The following is a 17,525-nucleotide window of genomic DNA, read 5'->3' as shown; positions in this document are numbered from 1 at the left end:
AAGCGGCTGGGGCACAAAGCTGGTCAAACTCGGCGAACTCGGCCGCCCTTTGTCGCTAACATAACCAGAAACACAACCCGAAAGGCTAGTTGCCCAAGGCTTTCCCCCGGCGGATTTCTTTCTTTAGGTCGGCGATTTCATCACGCAGCCGGGCAGCCAACTCAAACCGCAGCTCGCTGGCAGCCGCGTGCATCTGGTCGGTCAGTTCCGCGACCAGAGAAACTAAGTCCACAGTATCTTCATCCGCGCCATGCTGAGTTGACTGGTCCTCTGCAGCATTGGCTCGCGCTCGGCTGATGACCTCCAGTGCCGCGCGAGCTGCCGCTGCGTCCTGAGCCGCGCTGCGGGCGGCAGGTGAAGGCTTTTGATCTGGTTGGCGATAGCCCGTACCCAATAATTCCGCCGTGTCGATATCTTCGCGTGCCAACATATCGGTCACGTCAGAGATTTTCTTGCGTAGCGGCTGCGGATCAATACCGTGGGCTTCGTTATACGCAATCTGCTTATGGCGGCGCCGCTCGGTTTCATCGATGGCTTCCCGCATCGCGTCGGAAACCGCGTCGGCGTACATATGAACTTCTCCATGCACATTACGGGCGGCGCGCCCAATCGTTTGAATCAGAGACTTCGTGGAACGCAAGAACCCCTGCTTGTCGGCATCCAAGATCGAAACCAGCGACACTTCGGGCAAATCCAGACCCTCACGCAGCAGGTTGATACCTACCAGCACGTCGAACTCGCCTTGACGCAACGATCGCAGCAGTTCCACCCGGCGTAGCGTATCCACGTCGGAATGCAGGTATTCCACCCTGATACCGCGCTGAGCGAGGTATTTGGTCAAGTCCTCCGCCATGCGTTTAGTCAGCGTAGTCACCAGCACCCGCTCCTCAGCTTCGGTGCGCAGGCGAATCTGCTCCATCAGGTCATCAATCTGGCCCTCCACCGGTTTCACCACAATCTTGGGGTCGACCAGGCCGGTGGGGCGGATAATTTGTTCCACTACCCCATCGCTGAGACCCAGTTCATAGTCCCCCGGGGTGGCGGACAGATACACTGTTTGCCCGATGCGGTCCTGGAATTCCTCCCATTTCAAGGGCCGATTATCCATCGCGGAGGGCAGCCGGAATCCGAAGTCCACCAGAGTGCGTTTCCGTGACATATCACCTTCAAACATGCCGCCAATCTGGGGCACCGTGACGTGAGACTCATCAATGACCAACAGGAAATCTTCTGGAAAATAATCCAGCAAGGTGTGGGGAGGCTCTCCCGGCTGCCGGCCGTCAATATGCAGAGAATAGTTCTCAATGCCCGCACACATCCCAATCTGGCGCAGCATCTCCAAGTCGTAGGTGGTACGCATCCTGAGGCGCTGTTCTTCCAACAGTTTGCCTTGGTCGTGGAACCATTTGCAGCGCTGTTCCAGTTCACGCTCGATTCCGGCCAAAGCGCGTTCCATACGTTCAGGACCGGCGACGTAGTGCGAGGCAGGGAACACATAGATTTCGTTCACCTCGTGCAAAGTAGCCCCGGTCACGGGGTGCAGCAAAGCCAGGGCGTCAACCTCGTCGCCAAACATTTCCACCCGCACCCCGAGTTCTTCATACATGGGAATAATGTCGATGGTGTCCCCACGCACCCGAAAATTGCCCCGCGTAAACTCCACGTCATTACGGTTGTACTGCATCTGGACGAAGCGTTTGATGAGGTCTTGACGTCCAATCTGCATCCCTCGGGTCAGGTGAATGCCGCGCGACACGTATTCTTCCGGGGTACCCAAACCGTAGATGCAGGATACCGAGGAAACGACCACCACGTCCCGGCGTGTCAGCAGGGAGTTTGTGGCCGAGTGTCGCAGGCGTTCCACTTCATCGTTGATAGAGGAATCCTTTTCGATATAGGTATCGGTTTGCGGCACATAGGCTTCCGGCTGGTAGTAGTCGTAGTAGGACACGAAGTATTCCACGGCGTTTTTCGGCAGAAGTTCCCGAAACTCAGCGGTCAGCTGGGCCGCTAACGTTTTGTTCGGTTCCAGCACCAGGGTGGGACGCTGCAGTTTTTCGATGAGCCAAGCGGTGGTAGCGGTTTTGCCGGTGCCAGTCGCCCCCAACAGCACGACGTCTTTTTCACCGGCATTGATTCTCTCAGCAAGTTCGGCGATGGCTTCCGGCTGGTCGCCGGAGGGGGTGTATTCGCTGACAACTTCCAGCGAAATCGGATTTTCCACCAAATCGCGAGGCAGTGCCTTTTTTTCGGTCATAGTCCCAGTGTAGGCAAATCCGGACCACCGTGCTTTGCAAAGTCTGAAAACTCCGGCACCGGGCGGGTGGACAGAATCTTCCAGAGCGCTGCCGCGTCTGCATCGAGGTCCGCGGGTGTACCGCAGTTGTCCACCCAAAACGTCGTGATGGCCTCTCGCTGCTCCCGGCTGGCTTGGGCATCAATCCTTGCCCGAACCTGCGCCTCGGTCAACTGACGGTCTCGGGTGAGGCGGTCGAGGCGCACTTCCAGCGGGGCGTCCACCATGACGCAGCAGTCGAAACGGGTGTGGTTACCGGTTTCGGTCAACAGAGGAATCTCTGCCACCAGCACGTCCCCCGGTCCCAATTGAGCCAAAACCCGGTCCATTTCCTGCCAGACCAGGGGATGCAAGATGCTTTCCAGGCGGGCTTTTGCGGCGGGGTCGGAAAAGATGAGCTGTGCCAGGGCACCGCGATTGAGTTCACCCCCGGCACATACGGACGCGCCAAAAGTTTCCCGGATTTGTGCCGTGGCGCACCCTTGTGGACCGGTGGCGGCACGCAACACCTCATCCGCGTCAAAGCGAACTCCACCGAGAGCAGCTAAACAGTTGGTGAACGTTGTTTTCCCCGAACCGATACCGCCGCTGATACCGACTTTGAGGGCACGATGATTCGGAACGGAAAACGCACGCAACTGTTTAATCATCAAGTGCTTTCAACAAAATGTCACTGATTGCGGGATTCGCTCCCACCGTCATCAGCTGCAAGCTCAGAGTGACCGCGTCCTCCAACAAGATAGATGCTTTCTCGATGGCGGCTTTTTCACCGGTCATCGCCTGATGCATGATAGGAATAATCGCGGTGAATCCGTCCTGCAGCAAAATCTCGTGTCCCAAGCCGAGACGCGCGGTAAACGCCAAGGCAGGAATATCGTGCTGGCGAGCCAACTGTGCCACACCCCAGGGCGTCTTGCCACGTTGGGTTTGTCGGTCGAGCTGCCCTTCTCCGGTCAGCACTAGGTCGGCGTCTTCCATAGCTTCATTGAGTTTCGTTGCTTCGGCTACGATTTCGAAACCGTGGCGATTTTCCGCACCCAGAGCAAGAAAAGCGGCTCCCATACCTCCAGCGGCGCCCGCACCCTCCATGTCTGACACTTTGACGCCGGTGGTTTCCTCTAACAGTCGGCCCCAGTTTTTGAGGCAGCGATCGAGTTTACCCAACTGCAGCGGCTTGGCACCCTTTTGCGGACCGAAAGAGGCAGACGCCCCGCTGGGACCGGTCAGCGGGTTACGCACATCGTTCGCGGCCACGATCTTTACTTTGCTCAAGCGCGGATCCATCCCGGATAAATCCAGGCGGGCAGCGTTAGCCAAAACATGAACTTTCGGTTCGAGCTCTTGGCCGGCCTCGTCAAACAGTTTCGCACCGAGATTGTGCAACATACCCCAGCCGCCGTCATTGGTCGCTGAACCACCCAAACCGACCACGATAGTTTCAGGCTCCAAGTCCAACGCGGCTTTCAGCAACATCCCCACACCTTCAGTGTTGGATTCCATAATGTTGCGTTCCAGCATGGAAATGTACATAATCCCGCACGCTTCAGCGGTGTCCAGCACGACCATGCGCCGCGCTGGAATCCAGGTAAATTCGCCCTCCCGTTCGCGGCCCAGAGCGTCTACCGTCTTGGCCGTCTTAACTTCTCCGCCATAAGCATTAAGCATGACCGCGGCGGTGCCTTCCCCGCCGTCAGCCACCGGCACCGCTACCGTTTCGGCTTCGGGGAAAATTGCTTCAACCCCGCGTTTCATCGCAGCGACTGCTTCCGCGGCGGACAAAGAACCTTTAAACGAATCCGGGGCAATGACAATTTTCACGACAGTTACCTCTCTGTGCTGCGCTCAAAATTCTGGCGGTGCTTAATATTTCATCCGGTCATCAAAAACCGTAGTATTTCTCAGCTTAAGCCACACCGCTGGGAAATGTGGCCAAATGCTGGTGCAAAAATCGAGCACAAAAGTGATGCGGAGACCAAGCGGTCTCCGCATCACGGATAAAAATATTGCTGGCTGTCCAGCCGCGCGGGAAACTCAGAGAGCTTTACTCTCCGGCCAACTTGTCGCGCAGCGCCGCCAAAGCCTCGTCATCGGCCAAGGTACCTGAGGTATCGGCTTCTTCCTCGGTGGTGGAGCTGTAGGAAGTCTGTTCAGCTACGCCCTGAGCGATAGCAGCTTCCTTGTCGGCTTCCTGAGCAATCTTGACCTGTTCCTTGTGGGCTTCAAAACGAGCCTGAGCCGCGGCGTAGGAGGTTTCCCAAGCAGCGCGCTGTTCTTCGTAGCCTTCCATCCACTCGTTCGTTTCCGGATCGAAGCCCTCGGGGTACTTGTAGTTGCCCTCAGCGTCGTATTCGGCAGACATACCGTAAAGCGAAGGATCGAAGTCATCAGAAGTCACGTCCAGCCCTTCGTTGGCCTGCTTCAAGGACAGCGAGATACGGCGGCGTTCGAGGTCAATATCGATAACCTTGACAAAGATTTCATCACCAATCTTGGCGACCTGTTCGGGAACTTCCACGTGACGGGTGGCCAACTCGGACACGTGCACCAGGCCCTCGATGCCGTCCTCGACCCGGACAAACACACCAAAGGGCACCAACTTGGTGACCTTACCAGGAACGATTTGACCAATCTTGTGGGTCCGGGCGAAGGTCTGCCACGGATCTTCCTGAGTGGCCTTCAAGGACAGGGACACGCGTTCGCGATCAAAGTCAACGTCGAGTACTTCTACGGTGACTTCCTGGCCGACCTGAACGACCTCGGAGGGGTGATCAATGTGCTTCCAGGACAGTTCGGACACGTGCACCAGGCCGTCCACGCCGCCCAAATCGACGAACGCGCCGAAGTTGACGATGGAGGACACCACGCCCTTGCGAACCTGACCCTTTTGCAAAGTGGACAGGAAGGTGGTGCGCACCTCGGACTGGGTCTGTTCCAAGAAAGCGCGGCGGGACAAGACCACGTTGTTGCGGTTCTTGTCCAACTCAATGATCTTGGTTTCCAGCTGACGGCCGATGTAAGGCTGCAGGTCGCGCACGCGGCGCATTTCCACCAGGGAGGCCGGCAGGAATCCGCGCAGACCGATATCAATAATCAAGCCGCCCTTGACAACCTCGATAACGGTGCCGTTGACGACCCCGTCTTCCTGCTTCACCTTTTCGATATCGCCCCAGGCGCGTTCGTACTGAGCGCGCTTCTTGGACAGCAACAAACGGCCTTCTTTGTCTTCCTTTTGGAGGACCAGAGCTTCGATTTCGTCACCAACTTTGACTTCCGCGTCAGGATCCACGTCATGTTTAATGGACAGTTCGCGGGAAAGAATAACACCTTCGGTTTTGTAACCGATATCGAGCAAAACTTCGTCGCGATCAACTTTCACGACAGTACCGGAGACAAGATCGCCATCATTGAAGTACTTGATGGTCTTGTCGATTTCTTTGATGAGGTCCTCGGTCGAGCCGATGTCGTTAATGGCAACCTGAGGAACAGTAGTAGGGACATTAGTAGTATTGGACATTTAGTTGGTGACTCCAAGGTCAGGTAGTAGGAATAGTTACCGATGTCGAATCACTTCCGGACGGCTGAAAAACCACCTTAAAGCGATAAAACACCAAGCATCCATCTTACTGGATAGCGCTGGCCTATCCAAATTAAACCCGCTTAAAGCACTCTTCTGAATTGACTGACTGACCCTCCAGCGAGCGTAATCTGGTCATCGTCAGGTTTGCACACCCCGACTCCCGGTTAGCGGACGGAAGGCGACCGAATGAAAAGGGTATGTAAAAAGTGTGGTTTAATGCAGGAATGTAGTCTATTGTGAATATTTTCAAAAAGGGTGGCATCTTGCTCTGGGTCGTCATCGCGATTGTCCTGGGCATTATTTTTGGGCTTTTTGTTCCCAAGCCCGTCGTTGTGGTTTTCGCCACTTTCAATTCTTTGTTCGGCCAGTTCCTGAACTTCTGTATCCCGCTCATTATCATCGGGCTGGTGACCCCCGCTATTGCTGACCTCGGTTCCGGTTCAGCGAAGTGGCTGGGGTTGACCGCTTTGATTGCCTACATCTCGACGATGTATTCAGGGTTCTTGACCTACGGCATTTCTGAGAGCGTACTGCCCAACTTCTTGCGCAAGGGTTCCTTGGCTTCCGTCGCGGATCCTTCGGCATCCAACATTGCCCCGGCGGTGACATTGGAGATTCCCGCTCCGATTTCCGTGCTGGGTGCGCTCATTTTGTCCTTTATCATGGGCATCGGTTTATCTATGGTGTCCCGCGGCACGCTGCGCCGTGCTTTCGTGGAGTTCCGCGCCATCATCATCAAGTTGATTGAAAAAGTCATTATCCCCCTATTGCCGATTCACATCTTCGGTATCTTCCTCAATATGACAAAGACCGGTGAGGTCTACAACGTTATCGCCGTCCTGACAGTGGTGGTCATCCTGGTTTTGGTACTGGAGGTCATTATCCTGGTCAGTCTGTACCTGGTCGGTGGTTTGGCCTTCGGGGTCAATCCGTTCAAGGCTCTGGTGACGATGCTGCCCGCCTACGCAACCGCTTTGGGGACATCCTCGTCTGCCGCTACGATTCCGGTGACATTGCGTCAGGTCAAGAAGATTGGTGTTCCCGACGCAGTCGCTTCGTTCACGGTGCCGCTGTGCGCCACCATTCACCTGGCAGGATCAACCTCGAAGATCACCGCTTTTGCGTTGGCCATCATTATGACCTCCGATATTAAGGTTAGTGTCGCCCAGTTCGTCGGGTTTATCTTTATGCTGGGTGTCACGATGGTCGCAGCTCCGGGCGTTCCCGGCGGTGCGATTATGGCGGCGACTGGTATCTTGTCCTCCATGCTCGGATTCAACGATGCACAAGTTGCGTTGATGATTGCGTCCTACATTGCCCTCGATCCGTTCGGGACAGCCACGAACGTGACTGGTGACGGAGCTATCGCTATGCTGATGGCTCGTTTCTCTAGCGGCAAGATTGACGACAACGACAAGGAAATCGCCCAGAGCTTTGCCGGTGAAAACCACTTCGACTCCGATAAGTATCTCGAAGACGTAAAGTAGGCGTTGCCAAACTTACTGCGGGGCAAGTATCTCGGTGCCGGTCCGTGCGTTTTTAGTGGGCTGCGGCTCTCCAATTGGGTCCGATGCCCACCGAGACTTCCAGCGGGACCCGCAGTTTTGCGATACCCGTCATAGCTTTACGTACTAACGTTTCCAAACGTTCCTCTTCGCCAGGAGCCACCTCCAAGACTAGTTCGTCATGAACTTGCAGCAGGACACGAGACTGCAGATGGTCGCGCCGCAAGTCAGCATCTACCTGGAGCATGGCTTCTTTCATGAGGTCGGCCGCGCTGCCTTGGATGGGGGCGTTGAGAGCCGCGCGTCGCGCATTATCAGCCACGTTACGATTAGTAGAACGCAATTCCGGCAGGTAGCGGCGCCGGCCGCGCATAGTTTCGGTGTAACCAACCTTGGTGGCGGTGGCGACAATGGAATTCAAATAGTCCCTCACCTTTCCGAATCGTTCAAAATAGGTATCCATCAGCTGCTTGGCTTCTTTTTGAGAGATATTGAGCTGACCGGCTAAGCCGAAAGCGCTCAATCCATAGGCCAAGCCGTAGGAAGTCGCCTTGACGTGGGAGCGCTGGATGGAAGTCACTTCATCGGGCGTCACTCCATAAACCAACGCCGCCACGGAACGGTGCAGGTCCTCGCCGGAGGCAAACGCCGCCAGCAGTCCCTCATCGCCGGACAGATGGGCCATAATCCGCATCTCAATCTGGGAATAATCCGCTGTCATCAAGGCGATATACGGTTCTTGAGGCACGAACGCTTCCCGAATCTTTTGCCCGTCCGTGGTACGCGCCGGAATGTTTTGCAAGTTCGGATCAATAGAGGACAACCGTCCGGTTGCCGCCACAGTTTGCCCAAAGGTGGTATGAATCCTGCCGTCATCCCCTACCCGGTCACGCAGATTGCGCACAATCTGTAAAAGTTTTATCCGGTCACGATGGTATAAAAGTGCATCGAGGAAAGGATGCGGGTTGTACCGCGCAAGTTCCTCCAAAGCCTTCGCATCCGTTGTATACCCTGTTTTGGTCTTTTTTGTTTTAGGTAGCTCCAGCTGGGTAAACAGCACATCTTGCAGCTGCTTCGGGGAAGACAGATTGACCTCGCGGCCAATGGAGTCAAAAGCGGATTGCTGAGCCATCTCGACATCAGATTGCAGACTCTGCGCGTAATCATCCAGGCAAATCGTGTCAATACCAATACCGGTATATTCCATTTTTTCCAAAACGAAGGAAAGCGGGTTTTCCAGTTCCAATAACCCGTCTACCCGGCGGAAACGCGCCAGTTGTTGGAGCATGGGCTGCATCTGTAGCAGGGCGTAAGCATAGATGCCTTGATTAATCAGCGTTTGGGGCCACGGCTGAGCCGGGGACTCCCCGTCCAGCTCCAGACCTAAATCCAAAGTCATCTGTTCACTGATTTTGCTGACGTCGGAGGGCTTCTCCTCAATCTCCCAACCCAGCAGACGCTTCGTCACCCCGGCGAATTTAGTGCGATTCCCATCGGGATTGACCAGGTAATCGAGCATATTCACGTCCGTGACCGCACCGCGCAACTCCCAACCGTGGGCACGTAACGCATGGCGCACCGATTTCGCGTCATACACGGTTTTATTTCGACTTCCCGCCAAAGTATCGCGCAGTAAATGATCCATTTCCGGCGTGAGCTCATCAGGAACAATCAACACACACTGCCCCTGGGGAGTTTCATCTGCAGCCAACAACAGCCAGTCAATCCGTGGATTAGTCACGCCGATGTTACCGACTGCCCAAATTCCTAAACTCTGGCTTTCCGTGCGTTGCAGCCACTGGGCAAACTGTGCCGGTGTGAAATCCTTTCCCAGATGAAACCGCTCCGGATCTGGTATCACTCCGAAACCATCCGCGTCTTGCGGCTCCGGTTCCATCGCAGGGCTGTTCGCCTCGCTGGATGACGCGGCGTTGGCGGAGGCAATACCGAGAGTCTGACCGAGTTTCAGAATCTGGGAGCGCATCTGATTAAACTCCAGCTCATTACAAACCGCCTGAACCTCCTGTGGATCGAATCCGGTCCAATGCAAGTCCTCCACACCAACGGGAAGCTGCAGGTCGGTGCGCAACCGATTCAACTGACGATTCCGCAGGACGTCATCTACGTGCTGACGCAAATTCTCCCCGCGTTTGCCGGTGAGTTCACCACGATGCTCCAACAAAGTATCGAGTGAACCGTATTCATTCAGCCACGCGGCGGCAACTTTTTCCCCAACCAAAGGCACGCCTGGCAAATTATCGGCTTTCTCTCCGACCAGGGCGGCAATTTCCGGATACTGCTGAGGCCAGACGTCGTATTTGTCTTTTACCGCTTGGGGAGTCATACGTTTGGTGTCCGAGATGCTACGTCCTGGATACAGAACGGTAACTTCGTCGGAGATGAGCTGAAAAGTGTCGCGGTCCCCTGATGAAACCAACACCTCCATGCCATTTTTGGTTCCTTTTGCCGTCAAAGTGGCCAAAATGTCATCCGCCTCGACATTGGGTTCCGTCAACCACTTAATCCCCATCGCACTCAGTAACTTTTGGATATTTTCAACTTGTCCGATAAATTCCGGTGGCGTTTCGGAACGGCCTCCTTTGTAGTCCGGATAGATGTCAGTGCGAAAGGAATGACGAGAAAGGTCGAAAGCTGCCCCGATATGAGTGGGTTTCTCAGTGCGAATCATCGTCAGCAGCATAGACAAAAATCCGTGTACCGCATTAGTATAGACACCGGTGGAGGTGCGGAAGTGTTCCGGGTCACGGCTAAAGAAAGCCCGAAAAGCCAAGGAATGCCCATCCAATACCAGTAAACGTCTTTTACTCATGTCTGTAGGTTATCAAGAACCCCGGAGGTAAGAATGGATTGGGATAATCTGGGCCCTGCTATAGAGAAAATGGGCATTACGTTTTCCGAGCTCAGCGCCGAACATGCGGTCGGTATCATGCCGCTGGAAGGTAATACCCAACCGTTTGGGATACTGCACGGCGGAGCCGCGGCTCTCCTGGCGGAGTCTGTCGCGTCTTTTGCTGCTTACCAGTGGGCTAAACAGTTCGGCAAAAGCGCCGTGGGAGCGCATCTGGACATCACCCATATCAAACCGGGAATCAGCGGCCGCATCATCTGTACCGCCGATGCGGTTCACCTGGGACGACGCACCGCGGTTTATCGTTTTGACAATACCAGCGAGGACACCGGCAAGATTATCTCGACCGGCATCATGACCTGTTACTTGGTGGAACAGCCGAATTAATCGCCGAGCTGGTCAATCACCGCATCCGCAACTTCGCGCATGGACAAACGGCGATCCATCGACGTTTTTTGAATCCACCGGAACGCTTCCGGTTCGGTCAGTTCCATCTTTTCCATCAAGAGACCTTTGGCGCGGTCTACCTTTTTGCGGGTGCTGAGCCGGTCTTGCAGGTCAGCAATAGAATCTTCCAAAGAAAGTAGCTCCTGGTGGCGTGACAGAGCGACCTCTACGGCGGGCAATAAATCCTTGGGGTCAAACGGTTTTACCAGGTAAGCCATAGTACCGGCATCCTTGGCGCGTTCGATGAGTTCCTTGTCGGAAAAAGCGGTGAGCATCACGATGGCACAAGGGGCTTCCTTCATGATTTTTTCGGAGGCCGTAATACCATCGAGCTTCGGCATTTTGATGTCCATGACTATCAAGTCAGGTTCCAATTCCAGAGCCAAGGTTACGGCTTCCTCGCCATCGGCAGCTTCGCCGACCACTTCGAAATCGTTTTCTTTCATAGTTTCGACAATGTCGAGTCGGATTAAGGCCTCGTCTTCGGCCACAATTACTCGCCGGTGCTCTTTAGTGTCCTTTGCTGCAGATGCCGTCTTCGCCATCTCTTCAGATCCCCCTTGTAAGTGGACTCGATTTGCTTTTCTCGTTAGATACTTTAGTATATATGAAGTCTTTGCGGCGGTTATTTACCTAACCTTCACAGAGAATGCCCTGGTAGCCCAACTGGTAGAGGCGGTCGGCTCAAACCCGGCTTGTTAAGGGTTCGAATCCCTTCCGGGGTACTACACGTTTCGTTGCAGTACCAACAAAAACCAGACATTGCTTCTTTACTAATCGATTTTTTGCTGATGTAGGCGGATACCCAGCGGATAAGCAAAACAGAGTCGGTACCTTACTCACCCATAATGGTGATTTCGTCAGGTTTCTGGGGTAGGACTTTGCGGATGTAGGAGTCGATGGCTTCATGTAAACTGACCCGCTTCCCGCGGTTTTCCGACAGGTACCAGCGGTGATCCAGAATCTCATGAAACACCTGAGCTGGCTCCAGCTTAGACAGCAACTCCTCGGGAAGAGCCGCCAAGATTGGCTCGTATACTTTCGTCAGCCACCGGTGCGCCACCACGTCAAGCGGTACGTTTTCGAGATGATTGAGCATACGGAAAGTCTGCATATCGTTAATCATGCGCCGCCCCTGATTTTCCTGAACATCGAGGCCGGTCAGGCGCATCACCTGGCGATGGTAGTGTCCAGAATCCACAACCTTAGGCTGAATCAGCAGTTGGCGAGCTCCGTCCGCGGTGTCGGTCTTCATCTTAAGTTCCCCTACATCAAAGCCCAGATCATTCAAACGACGAATGCGATCCTCGATACGCCAGGTTTCATCCGCATCGAAAGTCTCTACAGAGGTCAGTTCATCCCACAAGGCGTCGTAGCGGTCTTGGAGCAGGTTACCGATTTCAACGGTGTCAGCGGCTTCGTCAAGAGTGCCCCCGGCCTGGAGATCCATCAGCTCACCGATGATGTTCACCCGAGCTATTTCGACATCGTAGGAACGTTGCCCATAGGTCAAGCCCTCAGGATGCAACTCCCCGGTTTCCGCGTCGACCAGGTAAGCGGCAAATGCTCCGGCGTCACGCCGAAATAGTGTGTTCGAAAGAGAGACATCTCCCCAATAGAACCCCAGCAGATGCAACCTGACCAGCAGCACCGCCAGAGAATCGATGAGGCGAGTGGCGGTCTCGGGACTCATGTTCGCGTTGAACAAAGTCCGGTAAGGCAGGGAAAACGGCAGGTGAGAGGTCACCAGGGCACTATTGAGTTCTTCCCCGGCTGCGTCGGTACGGTGGGTGACGTGAGCTAGCGGTTGCACCACCGGCTGTTCCAAACGCACCAAATCGCGCAACAGGGAATACTCGTGACGTGCCTTTTCCTCTGAAATTTCTTTCACCGCGAGGATTCGCGGTCCGAGGTTCACAAAACGCACAACGTGTCGTGAAATTCCATGCGGGAAAGAGGCGATATAGCGCTCTGGCCATTCCTCCAAGGGTAATTCCCAAGGCAAATCCAGTAAAGCGGGTTCCGCGGTGGCCGCGGTCACTGAGAACGTCACTCCCCTAGTGTAAGCTAAGACAATAAATAATTATTGATTCCAAACTGAATTTATCTGAGAAAGTGAAGTATTTGATGAGCCGAAAAATTGGGTTTGACCACGACTTATACATCAAAATGCAGTCCAAACACATCGCGGAGCGTCGCCAGGAAATCGGGGGTCGGCTCTACCTGGAGATGGGTGGCAAGCTCTACGACGATATGCACGCCTCCAGAGTCCTGCCGGGGTTCACACCGGACAACAAAATTTCGATGCTACGCCAGTTAAAGGACGAAATTGAGATTTTGGTTTGTGTCAGTGCCTTGGATTTACAGCGGCAAAAACGGCGTGCTGATTTGGATATTACTTACGAAGATGACGTGCTGCGGCTCATTGACGTGTTTCGCGAAGGCGGTTTCCTGGTCGAAAACGTGGTGATGACCCAACTCGCGGACGACAACGCCCTGGCTTTCGCGTTCAAGGAGCGCCTGGAAAGACTGGGGTTGAAAGTTGCTCGACACCGCATTATCGAGGGGTATCCCTCTAATACAAAGTTGGTTTTGTCCGAGGACGGTTTTGGTCGGAATGACTATGTGGAGGTCAGCCGCGACCTCATCGTCGTTACCGCCCCCGGTCCGGGTTCCGGCAAACTGGCAACCTGCCTCTCTCAGGTCTACCACGACAATAAACGCGGTATCGAAGCCGGCTACGCCAAGTTTGAAACCTTCCCAATTTGGAACCTGCCGTTGGAACATCCGGTGAACTTGGCTTACCAAGCCGCCACCGCGGACTTGGAGGACATCAACCTCATCGACCCCTACCATTTGGCGGCACACGGCGTGCAGGTCACTAGCTACAACCGCGATACAGAAACGTTCCCGCTACTGAAAACCATGTTGGAACAGCTCACCGGTAAATCTCCCTACCAAAGCCCTACTGACATGGGAGTTAATATGGCGGGCTACTGCATCAGTGACGACGCGGTGTGTCAGGAAGCCGCGCGTCAAGAAATTATCCGGCGCTACTATAAAGCGCTGGTTGAACAAGCCCGGGACGGCCGGGATTCCGAAGAATCCACCCGTATCGCGGTATTAATGGCGAAAGCGGGCACCTCCACTTGGGAACGTCACGTGGTAGGTGCCGCCCTGGAAGTTGAAGCCGCCACCAACCAACCCGGCAGCGCTATTGAACTGCACGATGGCACGATTATCACCGGCAAGACCTCTGCCTTGCTAGGCTGTTCCGCAGCGATGCTACTGAACGCGTTGAAATATCTGGCAGACATCGATCCGGAGCTGGACCTGCTGTCTCGCGAGTCGATTGAGCCCATCCAAACCTTAAAGACCCAGCATTTGGGCTCGCGCAATCCCCGCCTGCACACCGATGAAGTGCTGATTGCCCTGTCCGTTTCCGCCGGGACTTCTGCCGAAGCCCGCGCCGCCCTGGGTATGCTCAAGGAACTCGATGGCACGAACGTACACACGACCACTATCTTGGGGTCGGTGGACGAAGGAATCTTTAGAAACCTTGGAATCCAAGTCACTTCGGAACCCAAGTTCCAGCGCAAGCGCCTGTACCGTAAACGCTAGACCTGCCCTAACCGCGGTTACCGCTGGCTTACAGAAAGCAATTCCGGGTGAGCCCATGCAGACTCACCCGGAATTGCGAACGGCTCTGTTTCAGCGTTTAGAACTCGGTGATGACCGAACGAATGACCTCACCGCGCATGAGCTGTTCATACGCTTCGGTAATCTGGTCCAAACGGATGCGCTGCGTGACGATGTCGTGCATATTAAGCCGTCCGTCCACCGCCAAGTCCGCATAGTAGGGAATGTCGTGCTTCGGGTTTGTCGCGCCCATCCACACGCCCTTGAAACCGCGCTGCATAAACAGCAGGTTGATGGGGTCAATCTCCAAGGAAACCGTGGCGTCTGGTTTCGCCAAGCCGATGCAGTAGGCGGTGCCGCCCTGGGCCAGCATATCCCAGCACTGTTTCATAGTTTCCGCAAACCCGATGGCCTCAAAGGACTTGTCCACCCCACCGCCGGTGATGCGGCGCACGGCCTCAACCGGATCTTCTTTCTTGGCATTGACCACGTGGGTGGCGCCGAACTTCTTGGCGAATTCGAGCTTGTTGTCGAACACGTCGATGGCAATGATGGTGCGAGCGCCGCACACCCGCGCCCCGGAGATTACATTCAGTCCGATACCGCCGGTGCCGATGACCGCAACCAAATCTCCCGGCTGTACTTTTGCCGAGTTCTTTGCCGCCCCGAAGCCGGTGATGGTGGCGCAGCCGATGCAGGCCGCTTCAGCCATATCTACCTGATTATTCACCACCGCCAACTGATTTTGGTGAATCAGGGACTTGGAAGCGAAGCCGCCAATCCCCAGCGCTTGGGTAATCGGACGCCCATCAGGGAACTTGAGACGCGGCGGCTCCCCCGGCTGGCGCACACATTCTTCCTGGTGACGGCAGGAATGCGCTTTTCCTCCCATACACTTATCGCAATGACCGCAAATTTGCTCCAACGTGGCCACCACGCGATCTCCCGGTTTAATCCCCACGACTTCCGGGCCGACGGCTTCTACCGTACCGGCGACTTCGTGGCCTAATACAGCCGGAAATTCAAACATTTTGTCGTCGTCTTCCACCAGGTGCAAGTCTGAGTGGCACAGACCGGAAGCCTCGATATTGACCAGCACTTCGGCTTTGATGGGATCATCGAGGATGAGTTCTTCGGGCTTAGAAAACCCTTTACCAACACCATACGCGATGGAGGCGCGAATCTTTTGAGGCATGACTTTCTCCTTTGATAGTCCGGTGAGCACTCGATTGGAATCTCCAACCTCACCACCAATTCTTGCGTCCCTCCGCTTATTTTCAAGGGACCGGGGTCCCATTTTTATCAATTGATTTAACTACATTTCGTAAATAAGGATTAACTCGCTCATTTTCTCCGCTTTTGCGTAGCTGTATTAGTGCACCAGGGCCAGCTCGGACCAGTGCGTAGTGCCGCGGTTAGATAGCATCTCTCGCTTCATAGTCCAGTCCGGGGCGGCTTTCAGTCCCGCCAGACCCAGCCCTACAGAGCCCTCTCCCACCGCCGCGTTGACCCGGTCAATAATTTTTCCCCGCCGTTGAGCTTCCAGATCCGGGGCAAACATGGGTAGCGGCTCTTGCGGGTCAGGTTTGCCCAGGTCTGTCAGGCAGATGCCCGCCCGCACGTAATCCGCTCGCGGATCGACTTGTCCCAGCAGGACTTTCGCGGCCGCTTTCAGGACTGTCACCGGGTCGTCAGTGCGCGGGTGCAGCGGAGCCATCGCGCTGATTCGTGAGAAAGGCTCCTTGTACCAGGCGGTAGAGGCAAAAGCCCACAGAGCCCCGGCGGTCATCTGTTGACGACGCAGACGGCGCGTCACATTTTGAGAGTAAATGGAGAGGACCTGATAAGCCTGCGTGACTCCGCGCACCGGCGTAGAAAATGAACGCGAATACATGACTTGATAAGTGCGCACCGCATCCCGTTCAATAATCTCGATACAGGGCACCCCATTGAGTTCCAGCACTGTTTGCTGCAGATTTACGTTGAAACGGCGGCGAATTTCGCTGGGGTCAGCTCTCTGTAGTTGCAACGCATCCGTGATTCCCAGAGCCTCCAGGCGTTTTTTGAGGCGTCGCCCCACTCCCCATAAGTCGCCGATTTCGGTACCGCGTAGAATCCGGTCGTGCTGGGCTGGGGTATAAGCGTCCCAGCTGGCCACCCCGCCCAGGGCCGGGGTATGTTTGGCGCCGTGGGAAGCGAGTTTTGCCAAAGTCCGGGTCGGGGCGATTCCAACCGAAACTGGCACCCCCAGGTCGTGCAGGATTCGGGATCGTAAACTGCGGGCTATACCTAGGAGCTCCGCGGGTCTGCCGTAGAGCGTCAGGAATGCCTCATCGATGGAATAGACCTCTACCGAGGCGGAAAACTGGCGCAAGATTTCCATGATTCGCGCCGAGATAGATCCGTAAAGTTCGTAGTTACTAGACCGGGCTACCACGCCGCAGGCCTCGGCCCACGCCCGGATTTGAAACCACGGCATGCCCATCTTAATGCCCAAGGCTTTCGCCTCCCGCGAGCGCGCCACCACGCAACCGTCATTGTTAGACAACACCACTACCGGACGCCCGGAAAGCTCCGGATGAAAAATCCGTTCGCAGCTGGCAAAGCAGGAATCTACGTCTACTAAGGCAAACCGATGCACCAGCCCGCTCTGGTATTCCTCCGTCTCGCGGGCTGTTTCCCCGCAGCTGGGAGTGCACTCCAGTGCGCGGCGGACCCCTGGGCTCAGAGCCGGTGCAGACATCGCGTCACCACCCCCCAAATTTGCAATTCGGAGGGGTGAAGTATGGGATAGGTCGGATTAGCGGGGTGCAGTTCCGGGCCATGAACCCCAAAGCGCAGGCGTTTCACTGTCATTTCACCGTCAATAACAGCGATAACGACATTGCCATCCCCTGCCTCTAAGGAACGGTCCACAATGAGTTCGTCTCCATCGCTGATGCCCGCGTTAATCATGGAGTCCCCCGCGACCCGCACCAGGAAAGTCGCGGGTCGATTGCGGATAAGGTGTTCGTTCAAATCAATGTCGCGGTCAAAGTAATCCTGAGACGGTGAAGGCCACCCTGCCGGCACCAAATCCGGCGCAAAAGGAAGGCCGGGGTGCGGCGCTGACTGCGCTAATGCGTAGGGGCGCCACGATTTCACAGACCGCATATCATCGAACATATGTTCGATTTTAGCATGTTTTGTCCC

General features: G+C 55.2%; 13 protein-coding genes and 1 tRNA gene. 4 read left to right on the top strand and 10 right to left on the bottom strand.

Translation table 11 applies throughout. The features are described 5' to 3' along the window. Positions 1-85: 85 nt before the first annotated feature. The 4 genes from uvrB to rpsA form a co-directional block, all read right to left on the bottom strand. The gene (uvrB, locus tag SPI05_RS03070; protein ID WP_321076069.1) at positions 86-2,257 is read right to left on the bottom strand and encodes an excinuclease ABC subunit UvrB; all 2,172 of its coding nucleotides are present in this window, start codon (positions 2,255-2,257) and stop codon (positions 86-88) included. Beyond that, positions 2,254-2,946 carry a dephospho-CoA kinase gene (gene coaE, locus SPI05_RS03065; RefSeq protein ID WP_321076067.1) on the bottom strand — a complete coding sequence of 231 codons (693 nt, stop codon included), beginning with the start codon at positions 2,944-2,946 and terminating at the stop codon, positions 2,254-2,256. Before coaE ends, uvrB begins: the two co-directional genes overlap by 4 nt. Next, on the bottom strand, positions 2,939-4,114 hold the full coding sequence (locus tag SPI05_RS03060) for a glycerate kinase (protein WP_321076065.1): 1,176 nt from the start codon (positions 4,112-4,114) through the stop codon (positions 2,939-2,941). Before SPI05_RS03060 ends, coaE begins: the two co-directional genes overlap by 8 nt. Before the next feature lie 223 nt (positions 4,115-4,337). Beyond that, positions 4,338-5,810: a 30S ribosomal protein S1 gene (rpsA, locus tag SPI05_RS03055; protein WP_295026694.1), complete on the bottom strand. Its 1,473-nt coding sequence runs from the start codon at positions 5,808-5,810 to the stop codon at positions 4,338-4,340. Positions 5,811-6,106: 296 nt separating this feature from the next. Between rpsA and SPI05_RS03050 the strand changes: the two genes are divergently transcribed. After that, a complete protein-coding gene (locus tag SPI05_RS03050) occupies positions 6,107-7,360 on the top strand; it encodes a dicarboxylate/amino acid:cation symporter (protein WP_321076261.1) in 1,254 nt (417 codons plus the stop codon). A gap of 52 nt (positions 7,361-7,412) precedes the next feature. On the opposite strand, the gene polA is transcribed toward SPI05_RS03050, so the two are convergent. Then, positions 7,413-10,208, bottom strand: coding sequence for a DNA polymerase I (gene polA, locus SPI05_RS03045; RefSeq protein ID WP_321076063.1), 2,796 nt, complete (start codon positions 10,206-10,208; stop codon positions 7,413-7,415). A gap of 33 nt (positions 10,209-10,241) precedes the next feature. Between polA and SPI05_RS03040 the strand changes: the two genes are divergently transcribed. Next, positions 10,242-10,634: a PaaI family thioesterase gene (locus tag SPI05_RS03040; protein ID WP_321076061.1), complete on the top strand. Its 393-nt coding sequence runs from the start codon at positions 10,242-10,244 to the stop codon at positions 10,632-10,634. Here SPI05_RS03040 and SPI05_RS03035 read toward each other — a convergent pair. Further along, positions 10,631-11,239 carry an ANTAR domain-containing response regulator gene (locus SPI05_RS03035; RefSeq protein WP_321076059.1) on the bottom strand — a complete coding sequence of 203 codons (609 nt, stop codon included), beginning with the start codon at positions 11,237-11,239 and terminating at the stop codon, positions 10,631-10,633. The genes SPI05_RS03040 and SPI05_RS03035 overlap by 4 nt on opposite strands. A gap of 106 nt (positions 11,240-11,345) precedes the next feature. On the opposite strand from SPI05_RS03035, the gene SPI05_RS03030 reads away from it, so the two are divergent. After that, a tRNA-Leu gene (locus tag SPI05_RS03030) sits at positions 11,346-11,419 on the top strand. 110 nt (positions 11,420-11,529) lie between these two features. On the opposite strand, the gene SPI05_RS03025 is transcribed toward SPI05_RS03030, so the two are convergent. After that, positions 11,530-12,747: a DUF4032 domain-containing protein gene (locus SPI05_RS03025; RefSeq protein ID WP_321076057.1), complete on the bottom strand. Its 1,218-nt coding sequence runs from the start codon at positions 12,745-12,747 to the stop codon at positions 11,530-11,532. Between the two features lie 74 nt (positions 12,748-12,821). On the opposite strand from SPI05_RS03025, the gene SPI05_RS03020 reads away from it, so the two are divergent. Further along, positions 12,822-14,315, top strand: a complete 1,494-nt coding sequence (locus SPI05_RS03020; RefSeq protein WP_321076055.1) for a DUF1846 domain-containing protein — start codon at positions 12,822-12,824, stop codon at positions 14,313-14,315. 97 nt (positions 14,316-14,412) lie between these two features. Here the strand turns inward: SPI05_RS03020 and SPI05_RS03015 are convergent, their stop codons facing one another. The 3 genes from SPI05_RS03015 to SPI05_RS03005 all read right to left on the bottom strand — a co-directional run bounded on the left by SPI05_RS03015 (position 14,413) and on the right by SPI05_RS03005 (position 17,498). Beyond that, positions 14,413-15,528, bottom strand: a complete 1,116-nt coding sequence (locus SPI05_RS03015; protein WP_295026684.1) for a Zn-dependent alcohol dehydrogenase — start codon at positions 15,526-15,528, stop codon at positions 14,413-14,415. Positions 15,529-15,705: 177 nt separating this feature from the next. Continuing rightward, positions 15,706-17,076 carry a Y-family DNA polymerase gene (locus tag SPI05_RS03010; protein WP_321076051.1) on the bottom strand — a complete coding sequence of 457 codons (1,371 nt, stop codon included), beginning with the start codon at positions 17,074-17,076 and terminating at the stop codon, positions 15,706-15,708. Then, positions 17,058-17,498 carry a translesion error-prone DNA polymerase V autoproteolytic subunit gene (locus SPI05_RS03005; RefSeq protein WP_321076049.1) on the bottom strand — a complete coding sequence of 147 codons (441 nt, stop codon included), beginning with the start codon at positions 17,496-17,498 and terminating at the stop codon, positions 17,058-17,060. The genes SPI05_RS03010 and SPI05_RS03005 overlap by 19 nt, the downstream gene beginning before the upstream one ends. Positions 17,499-17,525 lie beyond the last annotated feature (27 nt).

Origin of the sequence: Mobiluncus sp., from assembly GCF_034180645.1 — a bacterium.
Taxonomy (GTDB): domain Bacteria; phylum Actinomycetota; class Actinomycetes; order Actinomycetales; family Actinomycetaceae; genus Mobiluncus.
The sequence above is the reverse complement of the archived record's forward strand: the minus strand, read 5'-3'. Positions and strand labels throughout refer to the sequence as shown.

Coding starts and splice junctions, on each gene's coding strand:
- uvrB (WP_321076069.1), bottom strand. CDS start 2,257: ATGACCGAAAAAAAGGCACTGCCTCGCGATTTGGTGGAAAATCCGATT.
- coaE (WP_321076067.1), bottom strand. CDS start 2,946: ATGATTAAACAGTTGCGTGCGTTTTCCGTTCCGAATCATCGTGCCCTC.
- rpsA (WP_295026694.1), bottom strand. CDS start 5,810: ATGTCCAATACTACTAATGTCCCTACTACTGTTCCTCAGGTTGCCATT.
- polA (WP_321076063.1), bottom strand. CDS start 10,208: ATGAGTAAAAGACGTTTACTGGTATTGGATGGGCATTCCTTGGCTTTT.
- SPI05_RS03040 (WP_321076061.1), top strand. CDS start 10,242: ATGGATTGGGATAATCTGGGCCCTGCTATAGAGAAAATGGGCATTACG.
- SPI05_RS03035 (WP_321076059.1), bottom strand. CDS start 11,239: ATGGCGAAGACGGCATCTGCAGCAAAGGACACTAAAGAGCACCGGCGA.
- SPI05_RS03020 (WP_321076055.1), top strand. CDS start 12,822: ATGAGCCGAAAAATTGGGTTTGACCACGACTTATACATCAAAATGCAG.
- SPI05_RS03015 (WP_295026684.1), bottom strand. CDS start 15,528: ATGCCTCAAAAGATTCGCGCCTCCATCGCGTATGGTGTTGGTAAAGGG.
- SPI05_RS03010 (WP_321076051.1), bottom strand. CDS start 17,076: ATGTCTGCACCGGCTCTGAGCCCAGGGGTCCGCCGCGCACTGGAGTGC.
- SPI05_RS03005 (WP_321076049.1), bottom strand. CDS start 17,498: ATGTTCGATGATATGCGGTCTGTGAAATCGTGGCGCCCCTACGCATTA.